Here is a 23,810-nt window from a genome sequence, read left to right on the forward strand (position 1 = left end):
TATCCTTCCTTTCTATGTTGCATATTATAATACCGGGGAGATCAACCTTGAAATCGACTCTTTAAATCGTATTCCCAAGGAACGTTGCTGATATAACTTTTTGGTCATCTGCGTTGAATGCTGGATATCATCTTCATATTCTGCGACTAATCGTTGAGTTAGATCCTTATCATATAAAAATGCATTAATCTCAAAGTTTAACCGGAAACTACGGACATCAATATTAGCAGTTCCTACGGAAGCGATTTTCCCATCTACGATAATGGTCTTCGCATGAAGGAAACCATTTTGGTAGATATAAACCTCTGCGCCAGCATCCAACAAATCGCCAATATAGGATAGTGTTGCCCAGTAAACAAATGGATGATCCGGTTTGTTTGGTATCATGATCTTGACATCAACTCCCGATAAAGCTGCAATCCGCAAAACATCACGCAGACTCTCATCAGGTATAAAATACGGTGTTTGAATATATATATAATCTTTTGCAGACATGATCATTTTTATATATCCATTTTTAATTTGTTCCCAATCAGAGTCGGGACCACTGGTGACAATTTGAACCCCCACATCACCATGTGGCAATGCATTATAATAACGATCCTCATATAAAATATCATTCCTAGAAGCTTGATTCCAGTCCAGAATAAATCTGGTTTGCATATGTAGCACAGCATCTCCATAAATCCGTAAATGCGTATCACGCCAGTTTCCAAATTTTTTATTTTGACCAAGATATTCATCACCAATGTTAAATCCACCAATATAACCTACTTTACCATCAATAATCGCTATTTTTCGATGGTTTCGGTAATTTATTTTAAAATTTATTTTGGGAATCTTTGGCGGAAAGAATGCTTCCACTTGAACACCGGACCTACGTAGCCGTTTAATATACTTACGCTTTAATGAACGTGACCCCATATCATCATATAAAACCCTTACTTCAAGACCCTCATTTGCTTTTTTAATCAAGATATCCGCAATGCGATCACCTAAATGATCACTACGGATAATATAGTAGAGCAAGTGGATATGATCCTTTGCTTTCTCTAAATCTTGAATAAGTGATTCGAATTTCTCTTTCCCATCTGTAAATATCTTCACACTGTTATCTTGCGTAAAAATGGCATCGTCATTACGTAAATGGAGATAAAACAAATCCTCATATTCGGCAATCTCTCGGTGCTTATATTCAAAATTACCTTCTTCGATTGCTCGTAACTGCGATTGTACAGCCGTCTTAACTCCTAGTCTGCTTTTAGTATCCCATGTGAAAATCCGCCGCTTACTGATCGGTTTTCCAAAAATCAAATATAAAAAGAACCCAGCAATCGGAATAAATAATAACACCATTAACCAAGCCCAGGTAGAACTTGCGTCTTTACGCTCCAAGAAGATAATAGATACACCTAAAGCAATATTAAATAAAAATATAAATCCTATAAAATATGACCATAATTCCAATGGTAAAATAACCTCCCTTACTCAAACGAGAGCGCCATCAACCTTTTTAGGAATAAACTAAAAAGGTTCAAAAATGAAATAGCACATGAATGAAATAATTATATATTATTTCCTCTTCCAACAATAATATAGCACAGAAAGATATTCCTCGTTAGTTTGAATGTTTATGCAATCGTTTCCTTTACTATTTTCTATTATAATAAATTATTGTACTGAATAATCCCCTTTTTATGTAAAATGAAAACATATAAAAACACGTCTATACCAATCTATTGTTGGAACAGACGTGATTATTCCTAATTACTTATAAGTTATCCAGCGCTTTCTGCAAGTCATCCCAAATGTCTATCCAAGATTCTAACCCAACAGATAATCGTACAAGTTGATCCGTAATTCCCATTTTCAGCCGTTCTTCTACGGGAATAACTGCATGTGTCATTGTAGCAGGATGTTGAATTAATGACTCCGCATCCCCTAGACTTACCGCAAGTTTTATAAAAGAAAGCTCATTTAAAAACCGCTGCACATCCTGCTTATCTCCATCAATTTCAAAAGATATTACACCGCCGCCCCGTTCCATTTGCTGTTGGTATATGGAATAATCTGGATGGTCGAAATGGTTTGGATAATAAACGCTAACAACTTTTGGATGCCTCCTTAACTGATCAACAATTCTTTCTGCATTATCGGCATGACGATCAAGTCGTATTGGCAACGTTTTTAATCCTCTTAATAATAACCAGGCATCAAAAGGAGAAAGCACTCCCCCAATATCTTTTTGTGTAGACATGGCAACACTATCTAAGAATTCCTTGCTGCCAACTACTAATCCACCAATAACATCGCCATGACCTCCAATATATTTTGTGGCACTATGGATAACAACATCACAGCCCAATTCCAGCGGTCGTTGGATATATGGGGAGCAAAACGTGTTATCGACAACCACGGGAATATTATATGCCTTAGCAACTTTTACAACTGTACGTAAGTTAATTAACTTCATCGTTGGATTAATTGGCGTCTCAATATAAATACAACTTGTCTCTGGCTTTATTTGAGCTTTGATTGCTAGTTCATTCTCCATTTGTGAAAAATCATGTTGAATATTGTATTTCTCCTTAAGCATGCTTAATAAACCATACGTACATCCATAGAGACCGGAAGAACATAAGATATGATCATTCGCTTTGGTTAAAGCAATTAAAACCGAAGATACTGCGGCCATTCCAGAAGCGAATGCCAGCCCTCGCTCGCCATTTTCTAATGCAGCGATACGTTCCTCCAATAATTGGACTGTTGGATTTGCAATTCGGGAATAGATAAATCCCTCTTCGTCTCCAGCAAAACGTCGTTCACCTTGTTCCGCAGTGTCAAATGTAAACGTAGATGTTTGAAATAGAGGTGCTGTTAAGCTTCCTAACATATCCTTTGAGTCATACCCACCGTGAATTACCTTTGTCTCTAATTGCTTATCTGTGCTTTTCATCGTCATCCCCCTATCTAATTCTTGTAAACTGTTTACCTACTATCCATCATATTCGAAGGACAACATGAATGAAAGCGTTTTCTAGAAAGTTCTGTAAGAAGATATTATTTCTCCCAAAATTTAGAACCCTTGGTAACGATAAATTGGTAGAGCCAATAACTAAAATTCATTTGCAAATCTTTGGTATCCGATTCAATACTAGAATCCCACCAAAGCAGGTAGTGATCATCCTTCGTTTTTTTGACATCAATAAGTAAATATTCGCCATTCCAGTCGCCAATCGGATAGCAATTCTCAGGAAACAATCCTGCCCTTTTCGTTTTACTAACGTTAATTAAACGATATAATTCAAATTGCCCTCCATACCATGGTTCAAACAGGGTCGCCCCATTATGTAAAGATAAGAAATAGAGGTAATCTGACGGTAATGTTATTTCCTCAAACTGCTCCACTTGATTTATTTCTTCTTTCGAAATTGGTTCATTGAATTGAAAATGCATTTTAACTGGTTGGCCATTTGAATTGGGAACGAGTAATATATTATCCTTTAACGCTTGCTTTAAATTAGAAATGGTTCGATATATTAGGCCCTCATTCATTTCAAACCCTCCTTTTTAGACAACTTGGATTCTGGGTTAAAAAGACCATTTATGTAGATTAACATAAATGGTCTTTTTCTTTTTGTCTAATAATTTGTCCACCAAGGCGTCACATTTTGTGAATGAAACTCCCTTTTCAGTGGAATTAAGTTATTAAAATAATTTGATCCTCCATATTCTCTCGGAATGATGTGATGTATATCATAATCTTTCCAAGCGAAGTCAGGGTCTTTTTTTGTAGGGTCACCATATCTATCAATATATTCTGCAATGTATTCTCCTCTTAATTCATTGTTCCATGGTACGCGATCTTCCGGAGGAACCTGACTCACCGTCGTCGTATCCGGTGTAAACATTACCTTATCAGAATATGGATCAGCGTATAATAATTGGGTAGTAAAGTCGCCGCCATGGCATTGACCAGGCACGTTTACTTCCCTAGGATCGAAATACCTGCATGGATATTCAAATGCTTTTTTATTCGCTAAAATAGGACCCACTGTTTCTGTTACGCTGTCTTGATCAGTTAAAAACTCCACATTTAAGTTCGTTTCTATTTCATAAAACTTTGTTTTTTCAACAGGCGTGAACGCAAATTCATATTCATATTCGTCAAACATTTCAAGGTAGTTCCAGTCTGCCTCCACATTGGCAAAATCCTCTGTGAAAGAACCTGTTTTATTATTCGAAGTATTAACATCTATATCCCCTTCGATACTCAAAGGACCAATTGGCCCATCCGTATCTGTTAACATTAAAAATGTTTGTACATGACCTTGTCCTGGGTAACTGTTATTTTGGCGCTCTGGAGGGATGAATACGATACCATGCGCGATAGTTGCTCCTTCTAAACGAATTCGTTGATTCGTTATCGGCTTCTCTTCATGAAGAGTAACAGCTTTCTTATCCCTGTCAACCTGAATATAGTCCTGATCAATATGAACAGTCATTCCATTAATTTCGACTTTTCCTTCTTTTCCTTCTGCAGTTACATCTTTTATTGCTTCTGTTACTTTTCCATTCAATTCGTTAGATGGTTTGACAACTTCTTCAGCGGCTAATACATTTTCAATATGCAAAGGAGTAAGCAACAGTACAAATGCGAAAATCGAAATAGACAATTTTCGTTTCATTTTTTACCTCCTACAATATTGTTTGCCGGCATATATTTATCTTATCACCTGAATTTTCAGAAATAAATAGGAAATTTGTAATTTTTTGTTATTTTGTAACAGATAAATGCTCCTATGGTAGTGAGAATGAAGTAATAGATATTTCCAACTATTGCTACAGTAAAAATCTTCGCAAGAGCATTGTTATTGCTTTTTTCCATAAGTAATTCTAAACTTGCTTACTATATAGATAACATTCTTGGAAAGAAGGGAACATATGAATACAAAACAGGATAAGTCTGGGATGATTTATACTGCTGGAGCCTACATCCTCTGGGGGTTCTTGCCGATTTACTGGAAACTCTTGGACGATGTATCTCCAGGAGAAACGTTGGCTCATCGCATCCTATGGTCATTTATTTTTATGTTTTTAATCGTTTTATTTATGAGACGATGGCCGGACTTTATTCATGAGTGGAAACAATTGCTACACAATAAAAAGAAATTATTCGGAATATCTTTAGCGACTATTGTTATTAGCATTAATTGGCTTACATTTATTTGGGCTGTAAATAGCAATCATGTTGTTCAAGCTAGCTTAGGATATTATATTAATCCGCTTATTAGTATTTTACTTGGTATTATTGTGTTAAAGGAATCTTTCAGTTCACGTCAGGTTCTCTCTATTATACTAGCAGCTATAGGAGTCATTTATTTAACATTTAGCTATGGAGTATTCCCTTGGGTATCATTGTTACTTGCAGTTAGTTTTGGACTCTATGGGTTGCTCAAAAAAAAGGTGGATATTGGTCCCATGATTGGGTTAACGATAGAAACAATGCTTATCGTACCAATTGCTGTTTTATATTTGGTGTTACTTCCGAATAACACTTTTCAATTTGTTTCATTCCTTTCAACTACGAATCTATTATTAATGGGTGCAGGAATTATGACTGCTGTACCTTTATTACTTTTTGCTAATGGTGCGAAACGAATATCCCTAGCAATGGTTGGCTTTTTGCAGTATATTGCACCAACGCTTATGTTATTTTTAGGTGTATTTTTATATAATGAAACATTTACTTCCGCACATCTGATTGCATTCTTATTTATCTGGATTGCTTTAATCAACTTTATGTTGGCTAGTTATCAACGACCGATTAGAAGAAATGCGAAAATCTAAGATAGAAATTTCTCAAAACGAGTTGACAAGTAGAAACGAATGCTTATATAATATTCAGTAATTTACAAATAAAACATCTCTTATCAAGAGTGGTGGAGGGAATAGGCCCTGTGAAGCCCGGCAACCTGGAAGTGATTCAAAAGATTACTCTTTCGGTGCTAAATCCTACAGATCAAATCTGTGATCTGGAAGATAAGAGGAGGAACGGATAAACCCAAGCCCTCTTCTTAAGAAGAGGGCTTTTTCATTCTTCCTCTTCCTCCAGACCCAAATTTCAAGGAGGATTATTACATGGTAAAATTTAATCAACAAAATCCAGAAACAATATTATTGCATGGCGGGCAGGTGCCTGACCCTAGCACTGGTTCTAGAGCAGTACCAATCTATCAAACAACTTCTTATGTGTTCCGAGATACCGAACATGCGCAAAACCTGTTTGGTTTAACAGAACCTGGTAACATCTATACACGAATAGGAAACCCCACTGTAGATGCATTCGAACAGCGAATTGCAGCACTTGAAGATGGTGTCGCAGCTGTAGCCACTGCTTCCGGGATGGCAGCCATTACCTTTGCAATACTTAATGTTGCTAGTGCAGGTGACGAAATTGTAGCAGATAGTAATCTTTATGGAGGGACCTATAACTTATTTGCAAATACGCTTCCTCGATATGGCATAACCGTGAAATTTGTTGATGGCACAAATAAATCTGAAGTTGAAGCTGCCATTACAGAAAGGACAAAGGCTGTATTTGGAGAAATCATTACCAATCCAAGCTTACATGTGTTTGATATAGAAGAAGTGGCCGGAATTGCACATGCAAATGATATTCCATTAATCATTGATAATACGTTTGCACCATATATTGTTAAACCCTTAGCTTGGGGTGCAGATATTGTAGTTCACTCTGCAACGAAGTGGATTGGAGGTCACGGAACCGCAATTGGTGGTGTAGTTGTTGATGGCGGGAGGTTTAATTGGAATAACTCAAAATTCCCTGGTTTCATCGAACCAGATGAAAGCTACAATGGACTTAAGTTTGTTGATGTTGGTCCCGCTGCATTCGCAACCAAGTTAAGAGTGCAATTACTACGTGATATAGGGGCGTGCATTAGTCCGCAGAACGCATTTTTATTGCTACAAGGATTAGAAACATTACATTTGCGGATTAGTCAGCACAATAAGAATGCGAAAGAGATTGCAGCTTTTTTAGAAGACCACCCTTCCATTGAATGGGTAAATTATCCGGGATTAGAAAAACACCCTTCCTATAGATTGACGAAAAAATATTTTAGCGAGGGAGCCGGATCAATTATTACCTTTGGTATCAAAGGTGGGCGGGAAGCTGGAAGAAAACTGATTGATTCCATTGAATTGTGGTCTCATGTAGCTAATGTAGGAGATGCAAAATCATTAATAATCCACCCTGCATCAACTACCCATCAACAGTTAACTGCTGAAGAATTAAAGGATAGTGGTGTCACAGAAGAGACGATCCGATTATCCATTGGTTTAGAGTCGATTCATGATTTACTCGCTACTTTAGATCAGGCAATCGCCACAGCCACTGGTCAAGAAGCAAGCCTTGTCACTAAGGAGATAGATGCAATAAATTGGTTATTATCTTCCCCGTTTGAACGAACAGATGGTGACATACGCAAAAAGACAATTGCGGTGTATGGATTGGAGCAAGCTAATCAAGAGAAGTTAAATCAAATAAAACAGTTACAATCGCTTGGTTTTGAATTAATTGGGATTGGCTCATCTCATTCATTAGAATTTTCTACTTATACTGACTTAACCAAAGCACCCGACATAGATGCTGTTTGGTTTTTGACCAGCGATCTTCCATCTGATGTGCTAGAACAATTTATCAATAAACAAGGGAAAATTCTGTGGATTGAACACCCAAGTAAAAAGGATGAAATATTAGAATACGCAATTGCTGCCGGAATTGTAGTCGTCACAAATAAAAACCCATTCAATGAACTAGAAGCAATTCGAAATCCGAACAGTCAATCAGAGGCCATTCAAGTATGATCAATTGAAATCCCAAAAGCATGGAAGCAAAGAAACTTAACAATTCGATTTCAATTTAAGAAATCAGGTTTACTTTTCTATTGATTTGGAAAAATTATAAGTAACCTTCCCTTACCGATCGCCTTATACCAGAAGGCGATCTTTATTTTTTGTGATACAGAAAACAGGGAATCAAGAAATATATTTGTTAGGATCATCTTCCTTTTTCATAGATCAAGTTATGATCTACATATATATAGGAAATACTTTCGAATATATTAATAGCAGAGACAATTTTAGAAATACACGAATATCATAACAGCATAGGTGTGGGTAAACATGAAGAAAAATGTGTATTATTTAGGAGCGATCTGTTTGCTTCTTCTAGGTATTACGCTTATTTTTATCGTAACCAGTCAATCTAAAGCAAAGCTTGATCATGTTACTATACCTGAAGAAAAAGAAGATGAGCACCAGAAACAACCGGATACCTCCTTACAGAATGATGAACAGACAAATAAAGAAACGATAAACGAAGACCAGCAGCACTTTTCCGAAATGGTAGTAAATGCAGTAGAGGAAACGATCAATTATTTTTCAAATAAAACACATATCACAGCTATTGGAGATTCTCTGACACAGGGCGTTGGTGACACAACGCAAACAGGTGGTTATCTTGGCGTACTAGATCGTGCAATAAATCAGGATGAGGAGCTTGTGTCAATTGATAATTATGGCATTCGAGGTAATCGTTCCGATCAATTATTAAAACGATTGGATAACCCAGATATCGTTTCCTCAATAAAAGATTCGAATATTGTACTAATTACGATTGGTGCGAATGATATTATGCAAGTGCTAAAGGATAATATTACGAATCTAAAACTAGAAGATTTTGTAAAAGAACGGGCAGATTACGAGCAACGATTACGAAATATCTTTGCTAAGATACATGATATAAACCCTCGAACTGAAATTTATTTATTAGGGTTTTACAATCCATTTGGTAAGTATTTCAAAGATATTAAAGAACTCGGACTTATCGTTAAGAATTGGAATGATACTGGGGAAAAAATTGCAGCTGAACAATCAAATGTATCCTTTATACCAACAATTGACTTATTTAATAACACCAATGAAGATTTATTCGCTGAAGATAATTTCCATCCAAATAATCTAGGATACAAGCGAATGGCCCAGCGTGTTTTAGATTTTATAACGAATGAAGATAAGAAAGAGGATGAATAGAAATGCCTGAACGAAGCGAGAGGAGAAAAGGAAAATGGAAGCGTTGGTTTATCGCCCTCCTTTCATTTAATATTTTTATCGTTATTGTATTATTAGCGCTTATTTTTTGGCCTGTTTCCAGTGCTGATTACCCTGAGCAAACGAATGAGCAGACAGATGATAGCTCCGAATTTATCGTACGTACAACGAAAGAAAACTTAAATGAATTGGTGAATGCGTATATTGATCAAGTTTTAAATGATACCAACCACCATTACCGGATTGAACTTGGGGAGGATGTACATTTAATTGGGGAATTGCCTGTATTTTCTTCCACTGTTCCTTTATCTGTTCATTTGGAACCATTTGTCCAAGAAAATGGAGATATTATTCTTGAGCAAAAATCAATATCAATTGGCTTATTAGAATTACCTAACCAGAAAATCATGGAGTATATTGATAAATATCTTCCGATGCCCGAATGGGTAACTGTTAATCCTGAAGATGAAGCCATTTATGTTGCTGTAACGGATATGGAATTAAAAAGTAACTTCCAAGTTGCGGTTGAGCACATTGACTTAGAGGCTAATAACTTAGCATTTAAATTCCGTGTACCCTATCAAACATTAGGAATTGAATAATAAGAATAAAAAAGCTTCGTCATCGTTGAAAACATAATCTCCCTTACAGGAGATGATTATGATGACGAAGTTTTTTTATGGATTTAACGAATAACAAATTGCTTTACTTTCGATGATATTATAAATAAAAATGATTGCTTCTGTTGCTTCATGCTATGCACACCTTGTTCAGACACTTGTTCAACCGCTGGATAGTTCTTTAATAGCCCCTCATACACTAGTTCCATTCCCGTATGATCTCTAATATCTGCAGGAGTAACAAAACAAGTCGGCTTATTTGGTTTAAAAGATGGTACATCCTTTAATACTGTTGCAACAAATTGTGAACAAAACAACGCACATTTTCGATTTATTTCAATTTGTAATAAGATACCTAGCAGCCCAATGAAATTATATCTATATTTATGTTTTTGGCTTTTTATAAGCTTTATATTTTCGATTATTTTCTCACATTCTGTCTCCGATATGGTAAAACGATAGATCGCACAATTTGCATCTCTTAAAAAATCACTTCGTATATCCTCTTCTACAAAACCACCTATAAACGGATTTTTCGGCCGCTTGCGACCAAAGCTATATACTTCAGTCAATGCTTCATCGAAACCAATGGATACATGATTTAAGGATTGTTTAGTAAAATAGTTGATGGCCTTAGACAAATTTGTCCCTGTATCTGTAAAGAGAAAATAAATCACTTTCTTTCCCAATAGACCCCCTCCCCCCAATTGATAAAGAAGCATTTTAGGTAATCCCCTTATCTATTCTACTATTACAAATAATTGCTAATTATACAAGTTCTTTTTTTATTTCTTGTGATAATATACCTAGTCCTGTATAGATAGATGCTGCCTGATGTAAAATGAAATCGCAATGACAGCTAAATTAATATGTAAAGATTGACGAAAACCTTTAAATAACGTAAGCTAACCATGATTACATTTATTTTATTGGAGGAAATTAACAAGCATGATTAATGTATCTAATGTTAGTTTACGATATGGCGATAAAAAGTTGTTTGAAGATGTAAATTTAAAATTCACACCCGGCAACTGTTACGGATTAATTGGAGCTAACGGAGCTGGAAAATCAACCTTTTTAAAGATATTATCTGGTGAAATTGAACCACAGACTGGTAATGTATCCCTTTCCCCCGGAGAAAGGCTTGCTGTGTTAAAACAAGATCACTTTGCTTATGAAGAAAACCAAGTGCTTGAGACAGTTCTGATGGGTCATGAAAAACTATATGCTGTCAAACAAGAAAAAGACGCAATTTATATGAAAGGCGACTTCTCTGAAGAGGATGGTATGCGTGCTGCAGAACTAGAAGGAGAATTTGCGGAAATGAATGGTTGGGAAGCCGAGTCTGATGCTGCTGTACTTTTGAAAGGGCTAGGAATTCCAGAATCTTTACACGATAAGCAAATGGCTGAACTATCAGCAGATCAAAAAGTAAAAGTATTACTTGCACAAGCGTTATTCGGTAATCCCGATATTTTACTACTAGATGAGCCTACTAACGGGTTAGATATACACGCTATTCAATGGTTGGAAGAATTCCTTATTCATTTTGAAAATACCGTGATTGTTGTATCTCACGACCGACATTTCTTAAATAAAGTATGTACCCATATTGCAGATGTAGATTATGGAAAAATTGAAATTTATATCGGAAATTATGATTTCTGGTATGAATCAAGTCAATTAGCAAATAAAATGGCTCAAGAAGCAAATAAAAAGAAAGAGGAAAAAATAAAGGAATTACAGTCTTTCATCGCACGTTTCAGCGCCAATGCTTCTAAGTCAAAGCAAGCAACTTCCAGGAAGAAATTACTGGACAATATCACACTGGATGATATCAAACCTTCATCTAGAAAGTATCCATATATCTCTTTTACACCTGGGCGTGAAATCGGAAATGATTTATTACGAGTGGAAGGATTAACTAAAACCATTAATGGCGAAAAAGTACTTGATAATGTCAGCTTTATCATGAATAAAGATGATAAGATTGCCCTTGTTGGCAAAGATGATATTGCCAAAACAACCTTATTTAAAATCTTAATGGGAGAAATGGAACCTGATGCGGGAACATATAAATGGGGCGTGACTACGTCTCAATCGTACTTCCCTAAAGATAATGCTGCTTATTTCGAAAATAGCGACCTATCTCTAGTTGATTGGTTACGCCAATATTCACCTGAAGATGAAACAGAAACATTTCTACGTGGATTTCTCGGTAGAATGCTTTTCTCCGGTGATCAAGCATTGAAAAAAGCAAATGTATTATCAGGTGGAGAGAAAGTCCGCTGTATGCTATCTAAAATGATGTTGAGCAATGCAAATGTTCTTCTATTAGATGAGCCGACAAATCACCTTGATTTAGAATCGATTCAATCACTAAATAATGGTTTAATTAAATTTAACGGCTCCATACTATTTACGTCACACGATCATCAATTCATTCAAAGTATTGCAAACCGGCTGATTGAGATCACCCCTAACGGAATAATTGATAAAGAAATGAGTTATGATGAATACGTGCAGGATAAAGAATTACAAGACAAAATAGCAACGATGTATGCTAGCTAATTAACATAGCAAATAACTTCTGCAAAAGGGATTATTTACCCTCTGTAATAACAAAGACCCGTGTCAATCCGTGATGATGACGCGGGTCTTTTCTTACTTCATTACCCATGTATAGAGAAACATAATTGCAGCAATAGCTGTACCAATATAACAAATTAACTTGGATAAGTTTTTGATATCTAACTGTGGTCATTTGGTGAGGTAATTTGGTAGAAAGATAGGTACCGATGATCCCAGCTAGACAACCAATGAGGGTTAATACTTTTGGAAAAACTGGGATAAAGGCTGAGACAATAGCTACGAGACCTAATAACAAAGAGGTGTGTTTCTTATCCAATGGAGAAACCTCCTCCTGATTTATATCCAGTATATTTGTGTTCGTGACAAAATATGTTTAGAAAACAAGTAGGACCCTCTTATGAGGAGCCGCTTTCTGCTGTAAACTCATGTGGAATCGCCCAAAGCGCGTATCCAACAACACACACAAATGCTCTGCCTTGTGCTTGGAGGTTAAGTATAAGCATGAGATAAAGGTATATTCCTCTGCTAAACACCCACTAGCTCTCTGCCCTCTTGTGAATACTTTTTAACTTTAAAAAAGAGGGTGCTCCTTTGGCACCCTCTCCTATATTACTTTACAAATTTATGACTCACTTTTTCTAGCATCTCGGCTGTCATTTTATCAATATCATACGTAGCTTTAAAATCCCATTCCTCTGCAGCTGCTGAGGAGTCAATACTATTTGGCCAGCTATCCGCAATTTTTTGTTTAAACGGATCTACTTGAAAATCCAGCTTAAATTCAGGAATATGTTTCTGGATAGCCTTCGCAAAATCCTCTGGTGCCGCTGAAATAGCAGAAATATTAAAAGCATTTCGATGCTTTAATCGGTTCGGGTCTGCTTCCATCAATTGAATAATTGCATTTAGAGCATCTGGCATATACATCATATCCATATACGTACCTGAAGCAATACAAGAAGTATATGCTTTCTTTTTGATCGCTTCATAATAGATTTCTACAGCATAATCGGTGGTACCTCCACCAGGTAAGGTTACATGAGATATTAATCCTGGATAACGAACACCACGTGTATCCACACCAAAACGATGGTAGTAGTAATCAGATAATAATTCACCTGAGACTTTGTTCACTCCATACATCGTCGTCGGGCGTTGTAGCGTATCCTGCGGCGTATGATCTTTCGGCGTAGAAGGACCAAATGCACCTATGGAACTAGGTGTAAAGAATTGCAAGTTCAATTCACGAGCTACTTCTAATGCATTTACTAATCCTCCCATATTAATATGCCAAGCCAATTTTGGATTTTCTTCTGCTTTGGCAGATAATAATGCTGCTAAATGCATGATTGTGTCGACATCATATTTATTAGCTACTTGATATAGCTGGCTTGCGTCTGTTACATCGACCACTTCAAATGGTCCTTCAGCAATGATCCCATCTGCTTCTCGGATATCTGTTCCGATTACCTGATTAACCCCGTAAATCTCTCTTAATTTCACAACAAGCTCTGAACCAATTTGTCCTAAAGCTCCTGTAACTAATATTTTCTTCATTTCTCAATATTCCTCTCTCATTCAACATACAAATTTCTAAAGTTGTGTTTAAATTACACCCAATTCTTTTCCAACTTTTTCATATACATCAAGCGCCTTATCTAACATTTCTTTTGTATGAGCGGCACTTGGCATATTGCGAACTCGGCCTGTTCCCCTTGGTACTGTAGGAAATACGATTGACTTTGCATAAACACCCTCTTCATTTAACCGTTTACTGAACGCTTGGGTGGCATTTTCATCTCCAATTACACATGGAGTAATTGGTGTTTCACTATCGCCAATATCAAAACCTAGATTTTTCAATCCTGCTTTTAAGTAATTCGCATTTTCCCATAGTTTTTCATTTAGCTCCGTGCTTTCCATTAGGATTTCTACTGCTTTCGTACTTGCAACTGCATCCGCTGGTGATACTGCTGTTGAGAATAAGAATGGGCGTGATCGCACTTTTAACCAATCGATAAGGTTAGCCTTACCTGCTACATAACCTCCAATAACTCCAATCGCTTTCGATAACGTTCCCATCTGAAAGTCAACTTTGTCTTGCAAACCAAAATGTTTAACGGTTCCTGCGCCCTTCCCAAGCACACCAGATCCATGTGCATCATCAACGTACGTGATTAGATCAAATTCCTCTGCGATTTCTACAATTTCAGGAAGCTTAGCAATATCCCCATCCATTGAAAATACACCATCTGTAATAATCATAATTTTATTATATTGGCCAGATTCAACCGCTTCTTTTGCTTTTGTTCGTAAATCCTCCATATCGGAGTGATTAAAACGGATAATCCTCGCTTTCGATAGACGGCATCCGTCAATTATGGAAGCATGGTTTAATTCATCCGATAGAATAGCATCATGCTTATCCATGACAGCCGAAATAGCTGCCATATTACAATTAAAACCAGATTGATAGGAAATTACAGCTTCTGTATCTTTAAATTCAGCAAGTCTTTTCTCTAACTCTAGATGCAGATCTAAAGTCCCGTTAATGGTTCGAACTGCTCCAGCCCCTACTCCATGAGAATCGACTGCTTGCTTAGCAACTTCTTTTAAGCGCTCATCTGTAGCAAGTCCAAGATAGTTATTGGAAGAAAGGTTTACCAATGTTTTTCCACCAATATTAATTTCTGGCCCATTAGGCCCTTGGACTGGATCAATCTCATTATATAAACCACGTTCTTTTAAGTCAGCAATATTTTTATTTAACAAAGAATCTAGTGCTTTACTCGTCATTTTCGTACGTCCTCCTTCTACTATATGCAAGTTTTGTATCATGAGAAAATAAACCCTTCATTGTTATAACATATATAAACGTTCAATCCTTTTTTAGTTTAACATAAAGCATTAGAAATGTTTAATAAGAGAAGATCGCTTTGATTGTCATATTTTGGAGAAGAACTTACGAATTTGTAAGATTTCCCTTGAAAAATGTCACCAAAAACTATGGTTATTGAAAGAAATTTCTAATATACTGAGGATAGCAATAAGAGATGGAGGAATAAAAAATGAAGAAAGTACTTGTCGCCATTTTCGCTATGCTTATTATTACTTTCGGAATTTTCGGATATGTCGAAATGAATGACGATTCGAATGAAATTGTAGATGAAAACCCAAATTCGATAAAAGTCAATTCTTAATACCTTTCAACACATACTAAAACAACATGATCAACCACTTAATTATCATGTTAATAAATGTTTCAATTAAATATGTATATGTATTCCATCTTATGATTCAATCTTTTCATGGAGATGTTATATAGTTGTTCAAATATATAATGGAACGAGAGAAAAGATCTCTCGTTCCATTCTCTTCAACTATCTTTTATCATGTTTATTCAGTTATTCCACAATTGTTACATCAACTGATTTAACGCCCCAGTTCGTTGCTTCTTCTTCTGATTGAACATGAACGTCAATTTTATTTCCTTTAATTGCACTGCCGATATCAGCAGCAGTAGCATAACCATATCCCTCAACATGTACTTTTGACCCTAGCGGGATGACATTTGGATCAACAGCAATTACTTTTGCATCTGGATTCTTATTTAAATCCACGCCTGTTGAAGTAACTCCAGAGCAACCTTCACAATCAGCAGTATAAGCAGTAGCTTCTACTGAAATTGTTTTCCCCTCTGGATTCTCTTCTTTTGGTTCTTTTGAAGAAGTGTTCTGTGTATTCTTAGCTGTTTCTTTTGGTTCTTCAGCTTTAGCTTTTGGTTCCTCAGCTTTAGCTTTCTTTTCTACTTTTGCAGCTGGCTTGTCATCTTGTGAGACATTAACTCCTTCGATCGTTAATTCCTGACCAATGACAATGATATCTGATTCTAAGTTGTTCCAATCTTTAAGATTATCAACCGATACATCATATTCATTTGAAATACTAGTTAATGTATCTCCTTCTTGGACTTTATATTTATCATTTATAAATAATGTTTGTTTTGGTTGAATCATAGTTGATTTTAATTCATTTATGTCTACTAGATTTTCAACAGTCGTGTTGTATTCGTTGGCAATATCCCAAAGGTTATCCCCTTTTTTCACTTCGTACTCTTCTGCTGATACAGTGGAAGCAGCAGTGCCAGCAATGATAATTCCTGTTGCGAATGAAGCTACTAATTTTTTCATTCGTACTCCCTCCTTAAATTTCTGACATTGCCTATCGTACCACAGGGGGAAGGGCAATGCAGTTACAGAAGGTTTAAGAGTCAATTACAACAATTACTAAACTACCGACTTATGTTACAAATGTAATCTTTTTGTGATAAAAGTACTAGAGTTAATTGATTTTTCATTACATTTAAGTGAGATTGACATATTAGTAGAGATAATGAAATATATCTTTTAATGAACAAAAAATACAAGGGTGTAAAATAACCCTTGTATTTACTATACTTATTCATTATATAAATGACACGCTACCCAATGATCCTTTTTATGTTCCTGCCATTCTGGACTTACATTCGCACATATATCCATGGCATGTGGACATCTTGTTCGAAAACGACATCCACTAGGAGGACTCACTGGACTTGGAACATCGCCTTCAATGATAATACGTTCTCTAGTACGCTCCACCTCCGGATCAGAGATTGGAACTGCACTTAGTAAAGCTTGGGTATACGGGTGTAATGGTTCGGCATAGAGGTCATCACTTGTTGCAACTTCCGCCATCTTACCTAAATACATGACACCTACTCGATCACTGATGTGCTTAACCATAGATAGGTCATGTGCAATAAACAAGTAAGTTAACTCACGTTCTTTTTGCAATCTCTTCATTATATTTACAACCTGAGCCTGTATGGAAACATCTAGAGCTGAAATTGGTTCATCGGCTACAATAAATTGTGGACTAACAGCTAATGCTCTAGCTATTCCAATTCTCTGGCGCTGCCCGCCACTAAATTCATGAGGATAGCGATTACCGTGTTCCTTATTCAAGCCAACAATTTCTAGCAATGCATGTACTTTATTTAATCTATCATCTTTGGATGAAGCTAACCCATGAATATCAATTCCTTCAGCAATAATATCTTTAACCGTCATTCTTGGGTTAAGGGAAGCATATGGGTCTTGAAAGATCATCTGCATATTTCGATTGAAACTTTTTAATTCTTTTGCGGACTTCTTCGCATGTACATTGTCTCCATTAAAATCAACTTCACCTTCTGTTGCCTCATAAAGACGCATAATTGTTCTACCTGCAGTAGACTTTCCACAACCAGATTCTCCAACCAACCCAAATGTTTCTCCCTTATATATATCAAAGGATATGCCATCCACAGCTTTTAAAGTCTGCTTTCTACTCAATTTAAAATGTTTCTTTAAATCCTTAATCTCTAAAAGTTTTTCTTTTTCTTCTATACTATTCATGAACTTTTGTACCTCCTACCATTGCAGATTCAGGTGCCTCTACATCTGGAGCACGCTCATCTAATAACCAGCATGCTGTCTGTTGTGTCTCAGATAAATGGGTATATTCTGGCATATGGTTTTCACACACCTTCATTGCATATGGACACCTTGCCGCAAATGGACATCCTTTTGGAGGGTCGGCTAAATCTGGTGGTGAACCAGGTATAGCTAAGAGCTCTTCATCATCCCCATCAATTTTTGGCATCGAACTTAGTAGTCCCCACGTATAAGGATGTTTTGGATTATAAAAAATTTCATTTACATTACCTGTTTCGACAATTTTCCCACCGTACATAACAGCAACCCTATTAGCAGCATTCGCAACTACTCCTAAATCATGGGTGATTAAAATAATGGCAGTTCCTGTTTCTTCCTGAACATCACGCATTAAGTCAAGAATCTGTGCTTGTATGGTAACATCTAAGGCAGTTGTTGGTTCATCAGCAATGAGGATCTTAGGATTACAAGCCAATGCAATAGCGATCATCGCTCTTTGTCTCATACCACCGGAATACTCATGTGGATACTGATCAATTCTTCTCTCTGGATTAGGGATACCTACAAGTTTCAATAACTCAATACCCCGGTTATGCGCAGCTTTTTTCGACATATTTTGATGTTTAATTAAACCTTCGGATATTTGTTTGCCTATCGGCATCGTTGGATTTAATGATGTCATCGGATCCTGGAATATCATGCTGATATCCTTCCCGCGAATGCCTTCCATTTGTTTATCCGATTTTTCTACTAGGTCTTCTTCGTTAAACACGATGGATCCACCAGCGAATTTCCCTGGAGGCATCGGAACTAATCTCATTAGCGATTGAGCAGTAACACTCTTCCCTGATCCTGATTCACCAACAATAGCAAGTGTTTCTTTTTCATCTAAATCAAAGGTAACACCTCGTACAGCTTGTACTTCTCCACCGTAAGTATCAAAAGCTATAGAAAGGTCTTTTACTTCTAATAATTTACTCATTGTTTTATCTTCCCCCTTACTTACGTTCTTTTGGATCTAATGCGTCTCTCATTCCATCACCAATAACATTAAATGCCAGCATTGTTAAACAGATAAAAAAGGCTGGGAAGAAAAGCTGGAATGGGTAGTATTGTAGTGATTGCAAGGCATCTGATGACATGGTCCCCCAACTAGCTAAAGGTGCTGGTACCCCAAGTCCTAAGAAGCTAAGAAATGCTTCTGTAAAGATAGCATTTGGAATAGTTAATGTTAGCGTAACTAGAATTGGCCCCATCGTATTTGGGACAAGATGCTTAAATAATAATCTCGTATTACTTGCCCCTAAGGATCTCGAAGCCATAACATATTCCTCTGAACGCAACTGCATCACTTGACCTCGTACAATCCTTGCCATGTTGATCCAACCAGTGATTGTCATGGCAATAATGAGCGTCCATAATCCTTGAGGTAAAATAACCATTAAAAGAATAACTACTAGCAAATATGGTACTCCATATAATACATCTGCTACTCGCATCATATATTCATCAACTTTCCCGCCAAAATACCCAGCAATAGAGCCCCATATAATTCCGATTACCAAGTCAATTAGAGCTGCCATCAATCCAATAAATAATGATATTTTAGCGCCATACCAAGTTCTAGCAAAAATATCTCTACCAAGATTATCTGTACCAAACCAATGTTCACCTGATGGTGATTTATTCGCATTAAGAAGATCATTATCGAAATAGTTATGTCCTGATATCGGTCCTCCTATAAACGACATAATTCCCAAAAGGACAATCATGACAATTCCAAATAAAGCAAGTTTATTCTTTCTAAATCGACGCCATGCATCTTTCCAATAGGAAGTACTCTCACCTGCGATTTTCTCTGCTTCTTCATCATTTATTTGGAGAGGTTCGAAATCGCTATCTTTCAGCTGCGGTAATGCCATTATTATTTACCTCCCTTTCCGGCTACTTTTATTCGAGGATCTACTAGTCCATAAAGTAAATCGACGAGTAAAATAGAAACGAGCAGCAGCACACTAAAGAATACGGTCGTCCCCATAATGACGGTATAATCCCTGTTAGTCACACTGACAACAAACTCACTTCCAAGTCCAGGAATGCCGAAAATACTTTCAATAATAAAGCTACCTGTAAGAATTGAGACCACTAAAGGACCTAAATAGGATACAACTGGAAGAATTGCATTTCGTAGCCCATGTTTGTAGGTGACAACACGTTGCCCCAAACCTTTGGATTTTGCTGTCTTAATATAATCCGAATTTAAGACATCCAGCATACTTGAACGCATTAATCTTGCAATAAACGCTAAAGGTGTAGTAGCAAGTGCAATTGCTGGTAAAATCGTATGTGCAAATGATTCGAACCTAGCTACTGGTAATGCACCTAGTTTAATTGCAAAGATATACTGTAAAACGGTCGCCATAATAAAGCTCGGTACAGAAATTCCCAGAACTGCAATTACCATCGCAGTATAATCTCCGAACTTATTATGTTTGACTGCAGCTATAACCCCTAAAAGCACCCCTATAGATAAAGCGATAAGAATGGATTCGATTCCTAATATTAAGGAATAAGGGAAACTCCGGGTAATGATTTCAATAACATCTTGTCCAACATATTTAAATGATGGTCCAAAATCAAAAGTAAATGCATTAACAAGATAGTTAAAGTATTGTTCATACAGTGGATCATTTAAGCCATACGCTTCATTCATTTGTTCTTCAAGTGCAGGAGTTAGCTTTTTTTCTGAAGCGAATGGCCCACCTGGTGCAGCCTGCATCAGAAAGAATGTAATCGTAATGATAAAAAACAGGGAAACAATTATATACGCTAGTCGTTTCAACAGATATTTGGCCAAGTCATTACACCTCCATATATTATTAATAGCCACTATTTTAAATTTTTGTTTTTTTCAAAATAAATAAGGGGTGATACATTATCACCCCTTTAAAACTGTATATTTTCTATTTCTTGCAGAACTTCATATAGAAAATACACCTAAATAAACTGAATACCAATTGGCATTTTTCTATTTATCGTAGAAGTCTCAAGGAGTTTATACATTCTTGTTGTCTTTTCTTTTTCTTCTATCGTTTAAGACTATTATTCCTCTACTAGATAGCCCCATTTCAGTTGAACACTACCCAATCCTGAGATTTCAATATTCTTCACATAATCTTTATTCAACCAAGTATTCGTATAGAAATATACAGGCGCAATTGGCATATCATCCATAAAGATTTGTTCAGCTTCCCGTAATACCTCTTTACGTTCATCTCCTGTTAATGTTCTAGATTCTTCTAGAAGACTAGCATACTCTTCATTCTCCCAGTTCGTATAGTTGTTACCACCGACAGATTGGAAGATTTCTAGGAAATTAATAGCGTCATTAAAATCAGCTAACCATCCCATTCTACCCACTTGGAAGTTTCCGCTACCCATACTATCTAGATAAACATTCCACTCTTCATTATTTAGTTCTACTTCGACACCTAGATTCTCTCTCCACATATCTTGTACAGCCTGAGCAATTGCCGCATGGCCTTCATCTGTGTTATAAGAGAGACTGATTTTCGGTAATTTATCTAATCCTAATTCATCTAAACCTGCTTGTAAGTATTCTTTCGCTTTTTCAGGATCATTATCTTTAAAATATCCTTCTTTGTTTTCTTCCCAAATTGATGGTGGCACTAAAGCCATTGCAGGCTGTTCTTGCCTTTGGGTAATACTTTCTACAATTCCTTGACGGTTAATTGCTGAAGCAAAAGCTTTACGTATATTCACATTATCAAAAGGTGATTCTTCTGTGTTAAATGCGTAATAATACACTCCAGCAAGATCTGAGATATTCAAATTACCTTCCTGCTTTAATGCTGGAATTGACGCCAATGGAAGTGGACTGCTTGGGTCACCTACCCAGTCTAGCTCTCCACTGTTATACATCTCTAATGACGTATTTGCATCGTCAACCATGTACATATTTACAGTTTCTAGCTTCACTGTTTCAGAGTCCCAATAATCTGAGAATTTATTAAGTACAATTTGATCTTTATGTGCCCATGATTCAAGTGTGAATGGTCCATTAGTTACATAGTTATCTGAAGCATCTTGTGCCCATTCATCATTTCCATCAACAACATTATGATTTACAGGATAATACGTATAGAATGCGGTTAAATCAAGGAAATATGGTGTTGGTTGTTCTAGTTCAACTACTAATGTTTTGTCATCTTCTACTGTAATTCCTACATCATCTAATGAAGCGCCTTCTTCTTTTGCTTCCTGCGCTCCTTTAATTGGATATAGTTGATAAGCATAATCGGTGTCTGCATTATCAGGATTCAATACCCATTTCCATGCATATTCAAAATCTTGTGCAGTTACAGGATCGCCATTAGACCAATTTGCATCTTCACGGATTTTAAATGTATACGTTTTTTTATCATCGGATATTTCTACACTTTCAGCCATTGCTTCTTCCGGCATCCCATCTTGATTAATTCGCATTAAACCTTCAAAAATCTGGTCTAATACAATACCTGAAGTCGAATCAGAGGCTGTACCTGGATGGAGTGATGGTGGCTCAGTCTTAATATTTATATCAAATGTTTGATCGGCTGCTAAAGTTCCTTCACCTGACTCTTCAGAATTTCCTTCTGAGGAATCTCCTCCTTCACTACTTTCTTCATTATCTCCTCCACTACAAGCAGCAAGAAGAAGACCCAGTGAAAGTACTAATACTAGTAAAAATACCCACTTTTTCTTAAAACTCATTAATTTGACCCTCCTAATAGCACTGGTGTATTTGACAGACAATTCTAATTATCTGCATTATCATTATACTACTAAAAATCATTTATTTCACCATTTTTTTAAAAAAATTTAACTTAAAGTTAAGAAAAGTAGTAGAATTTGAGGATGAAAAAAGCAGTGTATCCATTGCCTGCCAAGGCATAAGGACACACTGCTGATTATTACAAAATTACTAAACTATTACTATTTAATTAAATAATCCTTTAAAAAAGTTACTTAATGCCTGGAACATATCGCTAAAGAAATTAGCTACTTTTTCCCAGAAGCCTTCATCTAATCCTAGTTCGTCTGCTTTATCTTTGATCGTTGATGCTATATCCTCTAATTGGTTTTTCACTTGGTCGAAATTAATATTCAAATCTCGCATTTTATCAATTAAGTCAATGAGCATTTGACGATCTGCTTCACTTAAAGAGATTTCTAATTGATCTAACTGCTCCTGAACGATTTGCTCTACTTCTTCTTTGGTTGCTGGATTTTGCTCAGCAATCGTTTTTTTGATATCCGTCAATAATTGACTTACCTTTTCCTGACTCATTCCCTCTTTTTCTGCTAATTGCGTAGCGACATCAAGCTCTTCATTCGCTAATTCCATTCGTTCCTTATCAAGTTGTTCCCCTTCAACATCATACGCTTTATAAATTCCAGTTAATGCAGAATGGCCACTTACTTTAACGGGTGAGGCAACATCTACCGTAGCATTTTCAACACCTGCAGTTAACAGGGCATTAGCATACATTTCCTTTGTTACTTCCGTTATGTTCTCTGGTGTGACAATATTAATAGTGAGTCCATTCCCGGCTTCTTGCCGAGTAATCTTCGCACTTGAATACATATTGGAATTTGGGTTTCCATTGATATAGGTCGCTGCATCTTGTCCTGAAACATCATGTTCTTCAACCATATCTCCATCTTGTACATTTAATAGTTCGCGAACCTTCGTACGTTGATCAGTAGACAACTGGGCACCATATACAACAATGGGGGAACCTAATTTCTCATTAATACTATCTGTATCACTTGCTCCACTATCTGCTTGTACAGGTAAACTTATCCCAATGGTTAATAAAACAATTATCAGGCTCAGTAAGAATTTCTTCATTTTTGTTCTCCTTTTATTTGTTCTTGCTCTATCCTATGATTCATTTAAAGCAATTATCAATCATCATCATTA

21 protein-coding genes and 1 riboswitch are annotated in these 23,810 nt (G+C 36.5%); of the genes, 6 read left to right on the forward strand and 15 right to left on the reverse strand.

What is annotated here, in order from left to right; translation table 11 throughout:
- Positions 1-24: 24 nt before the first annotated feature.
- From cls to JKP73_RS05150, 4 genes are all read right to left on the reverse strand, one after another.
- Positions 25-1,467, reverse strand: a complete 1,443-nt coding sequence (gene cls / locus JKP73_RS05135; protein WP_021289904.1) for a cardiolipin synthase — start codon at positions 1,465-1,467, stop codon at positions 25-27.
- A gap of 304 nt (positions 1,468-1,771) precedes the next feature.
- On the reverse strand, positions 1,772-2,956 hold the full coding sequence (gene megL, locus JKP73_RS05140; protein WP_021289905.1) for a methionine gamma-lyase: 1,185 nt from the start codon (positions 2,954-2,956) through the stop codon (positions 1,772-1,774).
- Between the two features lie 104 nt (positions 2,957-3,060).
- Positions 3,061-3,555 (reverse strand): SMI1/KNR4 family protein, encoded by a 495-nt coding sequence (locus JKP73_RS05145; protein ID WP_051738998.1) that lies wholly within the window; start codon positions 3,553-3,555, stop codon positions 3,061-3,063.
- A gap of 86 nt (positions 3,556-3,641) precedes the next feature.
- Positions 3,642-4,688 (reverse strand): HNH endonuclease signature motif containing protein, encoded by a 1,047-nt coding sequence (locus JKP73_RS05150; RefSeq protein ID WP_200410959.1) that lies wholly within the window; start codon positions 4,686-4,688, stop codon positions 3,642-3,644.
- 256 nt (positions 4,689-4,944) lie between these two features.
- On the opposite strand from JKP73_RS05150, the gene rarD reads away from it, so the two are divergent.
- From rarD to JKP73_RS05170, 4 genes are all read left to right on the forward strand, one after another.
- Positions 4,945-5,850 carry an EamA family transporter RarD gene (gene rarD / locus JKP73_RS05155; RefSeq protein ID WP_021289908.1) on the forward strand — a complete coding sequence of 302 codons (906 nt, stop codon included), beginning with the start codon at positions 4,945-4,947 and terminating at the stop codon, positions 5,848-5,850.
- Between the two features lie 77 nt (positions 5,851-5,927).
- Positions 5,928-6,049, forward strand: a riboswitch (SAM riboswitch).
- Positions 6,050-6,141: 92 nt separating this feature from the next.
- Positions 6,142-7,890, forward strand: coding sequence for a PLP-dependent aspartate aminotransferase family protein (locus tag JKP73_RS05160; protein WP_200410960.1), 1,749 nt, complete (start codon positions 6,142-6,144; stop codon positions 7,888-7,890).
- 318 nt (positions 7,891-8,208) lie between these two features.
- The gene (locus tag JKP73_RS05165; protein WP_021289910.1) at positions 8,209-9,117 is read left to right on the forward strand and encodes an SGNH/GDSL hydrolase family protein; all 909 of its coding nucleotides are present in this window, start codon (positions 8,209-8,211) and stop codon (positions 9,115-9,117) included.
- A 2-nt stretch (positions 9,118-9,119) separates the two neighbouring features.
- Positions 9,120-9,737 carry a YpmS family protein gene (locus JKP73_RS05170; RefSeq protein WP_021289911.1) on the forward strand — a complete coding sequence of 206 codons (618 nt, stop codon included), beginning with the start codon at positions 9,120-9,122 and terminating at the stop codon, positions 9,735-9,737.
- Positions 9,738-9,820: 83 nt separating this feature from the next.
- Here the strand turns inward: JKP73_RS05170 and JKP73_RS05175 are convergent, their stop codons facing one another.
- The gene (locus tag JKP73_RS05175; RefSeq protein WP_021289912.1) at positions 9,821-10,444 is read right to left on the reverse strand and encodes a hypothetical protein; all 624 of its coding nucleotides are present in this window, start codon (positions 10,442-10,444) and stop codon (positions 9,821-9,823) included.
- Between the two features lie 259 nt (positions 10,445-10,703).
- On the opposite strand from JKP73_RS05175, the gene JKP73_RS05180 reads away from it, so the two are divergent.
- Positions 10,704-12,326 (forward strand): ABC-F family ATP-binding cassette domain-containing protein, encoded by a 1,623-nt coding sequence (locus JKP73_RS05180; protein WP_021289913.1) that lies wholly within the window; start codon positions 10,704-10,706, stop codon positions 12,324-12,326.
- A gap of 31 nt (positions 12,327-12,357) precedes the next feature.
- Here the strand turns inward: JKP73_RS05180 and JKP73_RS05185 are convergent, their stop codons facing one another.
- The 3 genes from JKP73_RS05185 to JKP73_RS05195 all read right to left on the reverse strand — a co-directional run bounded on the left by JKP73_RS05185 (position 12,358) and on the right by JKP73_RS05195 (position 15,143).
- Positions 12,358-12,663: a hypothetical protein gene (locus JKP73_RS05185; RefSeq protein WP_160806848.1), complete on the reverse strand. Its 306-nt coding sequence runs from the start codon at positions 12,661-12,663 to the stop codon at positions 12,358-12,360.
- A gap of 293 nt (positions 12,664-12,956) precedes the next feature.
- Positions 12,957-13,904, reverse strand: a complete 948-nt coding sequence (locus JKP73_RS05190) for an NAD-dependent epimerase/dehydratase family protein (RefSeq protein WP_021289915.1) — start codon at positions 13,902-13,904, stop codon at positions 12,957-12,959.
- Between the two features lie 48 nt (positions 13,905-13,952).
- Positions 13,953-15,143, reverse strand: a complete 1,191-nt coding sequence (locus JKP73_RS05195) for a glycine C-acetyltransferase (RefSeq protein WP_160806849.1) — start codon at positions 15,141-15,143, stop codon at positions 13,953-13,955.
- A gap of 272 nt (positions 15,144-15,415) precedes the next feature.
- Between JKP73_RS05195 and JKP73_RS23385 the strand changes: the two genes are divergently transcribed.
- Positions 15,416-15,547, forward strand: a complete 132-nt coding sequence (locus tag JKP73_RS23385; protein ID WP_021289917.1) for a hypothetical protein — start codon at positions 15,416-15,418, stop codon at positions 15,545-15,547.
- A gap of 204 nt (positions 15,548-15,751) precedes the next feature.
- Here the strand turns inward: JKP73_RS23385 and JKP73_RS05200 are convergent, their stop codons facing one another.
- The 7 genes from JKP73_RS05200 to JKP73_RS05230 all read right to left on the reverse strand — a co-directional run bounded on the left by JKP73_RS05200 (position 15,752) and on the right by JKP73_RS05230 (position 23,738).
- The gene (locus JKP73_RS05200; protein ID WP_021289918.1) at positions 15,752-16,537 is read right to left on the reverse strand and encodes a 3D domain-containing protein; all 786 of its coding nucleotides are present in this window, start codon (positions 16,535-16,537) and stop codon (positions 15,752-15,754) included.
- Positions 16,538-16,804: 267 nt separating this feature from the next.
- Entirely contained in the window at positions 16,805-17,785 is a 981-nt protein-coding gene (locus JKP73_RS05205) for an ABC transporter ATP-binding protein (protein WP_200410961.1), read from the reverse strand.
- Positions 17,778-18,806: an ABC transporter ATP-binding protein gene (locus JKP73_RS05210; RefSeq protein ID WP_021289920.1), complete on the reverse strand. Its 1,029-nt coding sequence runs from the start codon at positions 18,804-18,806 to the stop codon at positions 17,778-17,780. The genes JKP73_RS05205 and JKP73_RS05210 overlap by 8 nt, the downstream gene beginning before the upstream one ends.
- A gap of 16 nt (positions 18,807-18,822) precedes the next feature.
- Positions 18,823-19,746 carry an ABC transporter permease gene (locus JKP73_RS05215; protein ID WP_021289921.1) on the reverse strand — a complete coding sequence of 308 codons (924 nt, stop codon included), beginning with the start codon at positions 19,744-19,746 and terminating at the stop codon, positions 18,823-18,825.
- A 2-nt stretch (positions 19,747-19,748) separates the two neighbouring features.
- Positions 19,749-20,681, reverse strand: a complete 933-nt coding sequence (locus JKP73_RS05220; RefSeq protein WP_021289922.1) for an ABC transporter permease — start codon at positions 20,679-20,681, stop codon at positions 19,749-19,751.
- Between the two features lie 245 nt (positions 20,682-20,926).
- On the reverse strand, positions 20,927-22,597 hold the full coding sequence (locus JKP73_RS05225; RefSeq protein ID WP_021289923.1) for a peptide ABC transporter substrate-binding protein: 1,671 nt from the start codon (positions 22,595-22,597) through the stop codon (positions 20,927-20,929).
- Between the two features lie 226 nt (positions 22,598-22,823).
- A complete protein-coding gene (locus JKP73_RS05230; protein WP_021289924.1) occupies positions 22,824-23,738 on the reverse strand; it encodes a DUF1002 domain-containing protein in 915 nt (304 codons plus the stop codon).
- Positions 23,739-23,810 lie beyond the last annotated feature (72 nt).

The organism is Virgibacillus salexigens, assembly GCF_014905415.1.
Lineage (GTDB): Bacteria > Bacillota > Bacilli > Bacillales > Amphibacillaceae > Virgibacillus > Virgibacillus salexigens.

What these genes read in the sequence shown, in the direction of transcription:
- JKP73_RS05170 (WP_021289911.1), top strand. Translation starts at nt 9,120, where the DNA reads ATGCCTGAACGAAGCGAGAGGAGAAAAGGAAAATGGAAGCGTTGGTTT.
- JKP73_RS05180 (WP_021289913.1), top strand. Translation starts at nt 10,704, where the DNA reads ATGATTAATGTATCTAATGTTAGTTTACGATATGGCGATAAAAAGTTG.
- JKP73_RS05165 (WP_021289910.1), top strand. Translation starts at nt 8,209, where the DNA reads ATGAAGAAAAATGTGTATTATTTAGGAGCGATCTGTTTGCTTCTTCTA.
- rarD (WP_021289908.1), top strand. Translation starts at nt 4,945, where the DNA reads ATGAATACAAAACAGGATAAGTCTGGGATGATTTATACTGCTGGAGCC.
- JKP73_RS05215 (WP_021289921.1), bottom strand. Translation starts at nt 19,746, where the DNA reads ATGGCATTACCGCAGCTGAAAGATAGCGATTTCGAACCTCTCCAAATA.
- megL (WP_021289905.1), bottom strand. Translation starts at nt 2,956, where the DNA reads ATGAAAAGCACAGATAAGCAATTAGAGACAAAGGTAATTCACGGTGGG.
- JKP73_RS05195 (WP_160806849.1), bottom strand. Translation starts at nt 15,143, where the DNA reads ATGACGAGTAAAGCACTAGATTCTTTGTTAAATAAAAATATTGCTGAC.
- JKP73_RS05205 (WP_200410961.1), bottom strand. Translation starts at nt 17,785, where the DNA reads ATGAATAGTATAGAAGAAAAAGAAAAACTTTTAGAGATTAAGGATTTA.
- JKP73_RS05230 (WP_021289924.1), bottom strand. Translation starts at nt 23,738, where the DNA reads ATGAAGAAATTCTTACTGAGCCTGATAATTGTTTTATTAACCATTGGG.
- JKP73_RS05225 (WP_021289923.1), bottom strand. Translation starts at nt 22,597, where the DNA reads ATGAGTTTTAAGAAAAAGTGGGTATTTTTACTAGTATTAGTACTTTCA.
- JKP73_RS23385 (WP_021289917.1), top strand. Translation starts at nt 15,416, where the DNA reads ATGAAGAAAGTACTTGTCGCCATTTTCGCTATGCTTATTATTACTTTC.
- JKP73_RS05190 (WP_021289915.1), bottom strand. Translation starts at nt 13,904, where the DNA reads ATGAAGAAAATATTAGTTACAGGAGCTTTAGGACAAATTGGTTCAGAG.
- JKP73_RS05210 (WP_021289920.1), bottom strand. Translation starts at nt 18,806, where the DNA reads ATGAGTAAATTATTAGAAGTAAAAGACCTTTCTATAGCTTTTGATACT.
- JKP73_RS05145 (WP_051738998.1), bottom strand. Translation starts at nt 3,555, where the DNA reads ATGAATGAGGGCCTAATATATCGAACCATTTCTAATTTAAAGCAAGCG.
- JKP73_RS05160 (WP_200410960.1), top strand. Translation starts at nt 6,142, where the DNA reads ATGGTAAAATTTAATCAACAAAATCCAGAAACAATATTATTGCATGGC.
- JKP73_RS05150 (WP_200410959.1), bottom strand. Translation starts at nt 4,688, where the DNA reads ATGAAACGAAAATTGTCTATTTCGATTTTCGCATTTGTACTGTTGCTT.
- JKP73_RS05200 (WP_021289918.1), bottom strand. Translation starts at nt 16,537, where the DNA reads ATGAAAAAATTAGTAGCTTCATTCGCAACAGGAATTATCATTGCTGGC.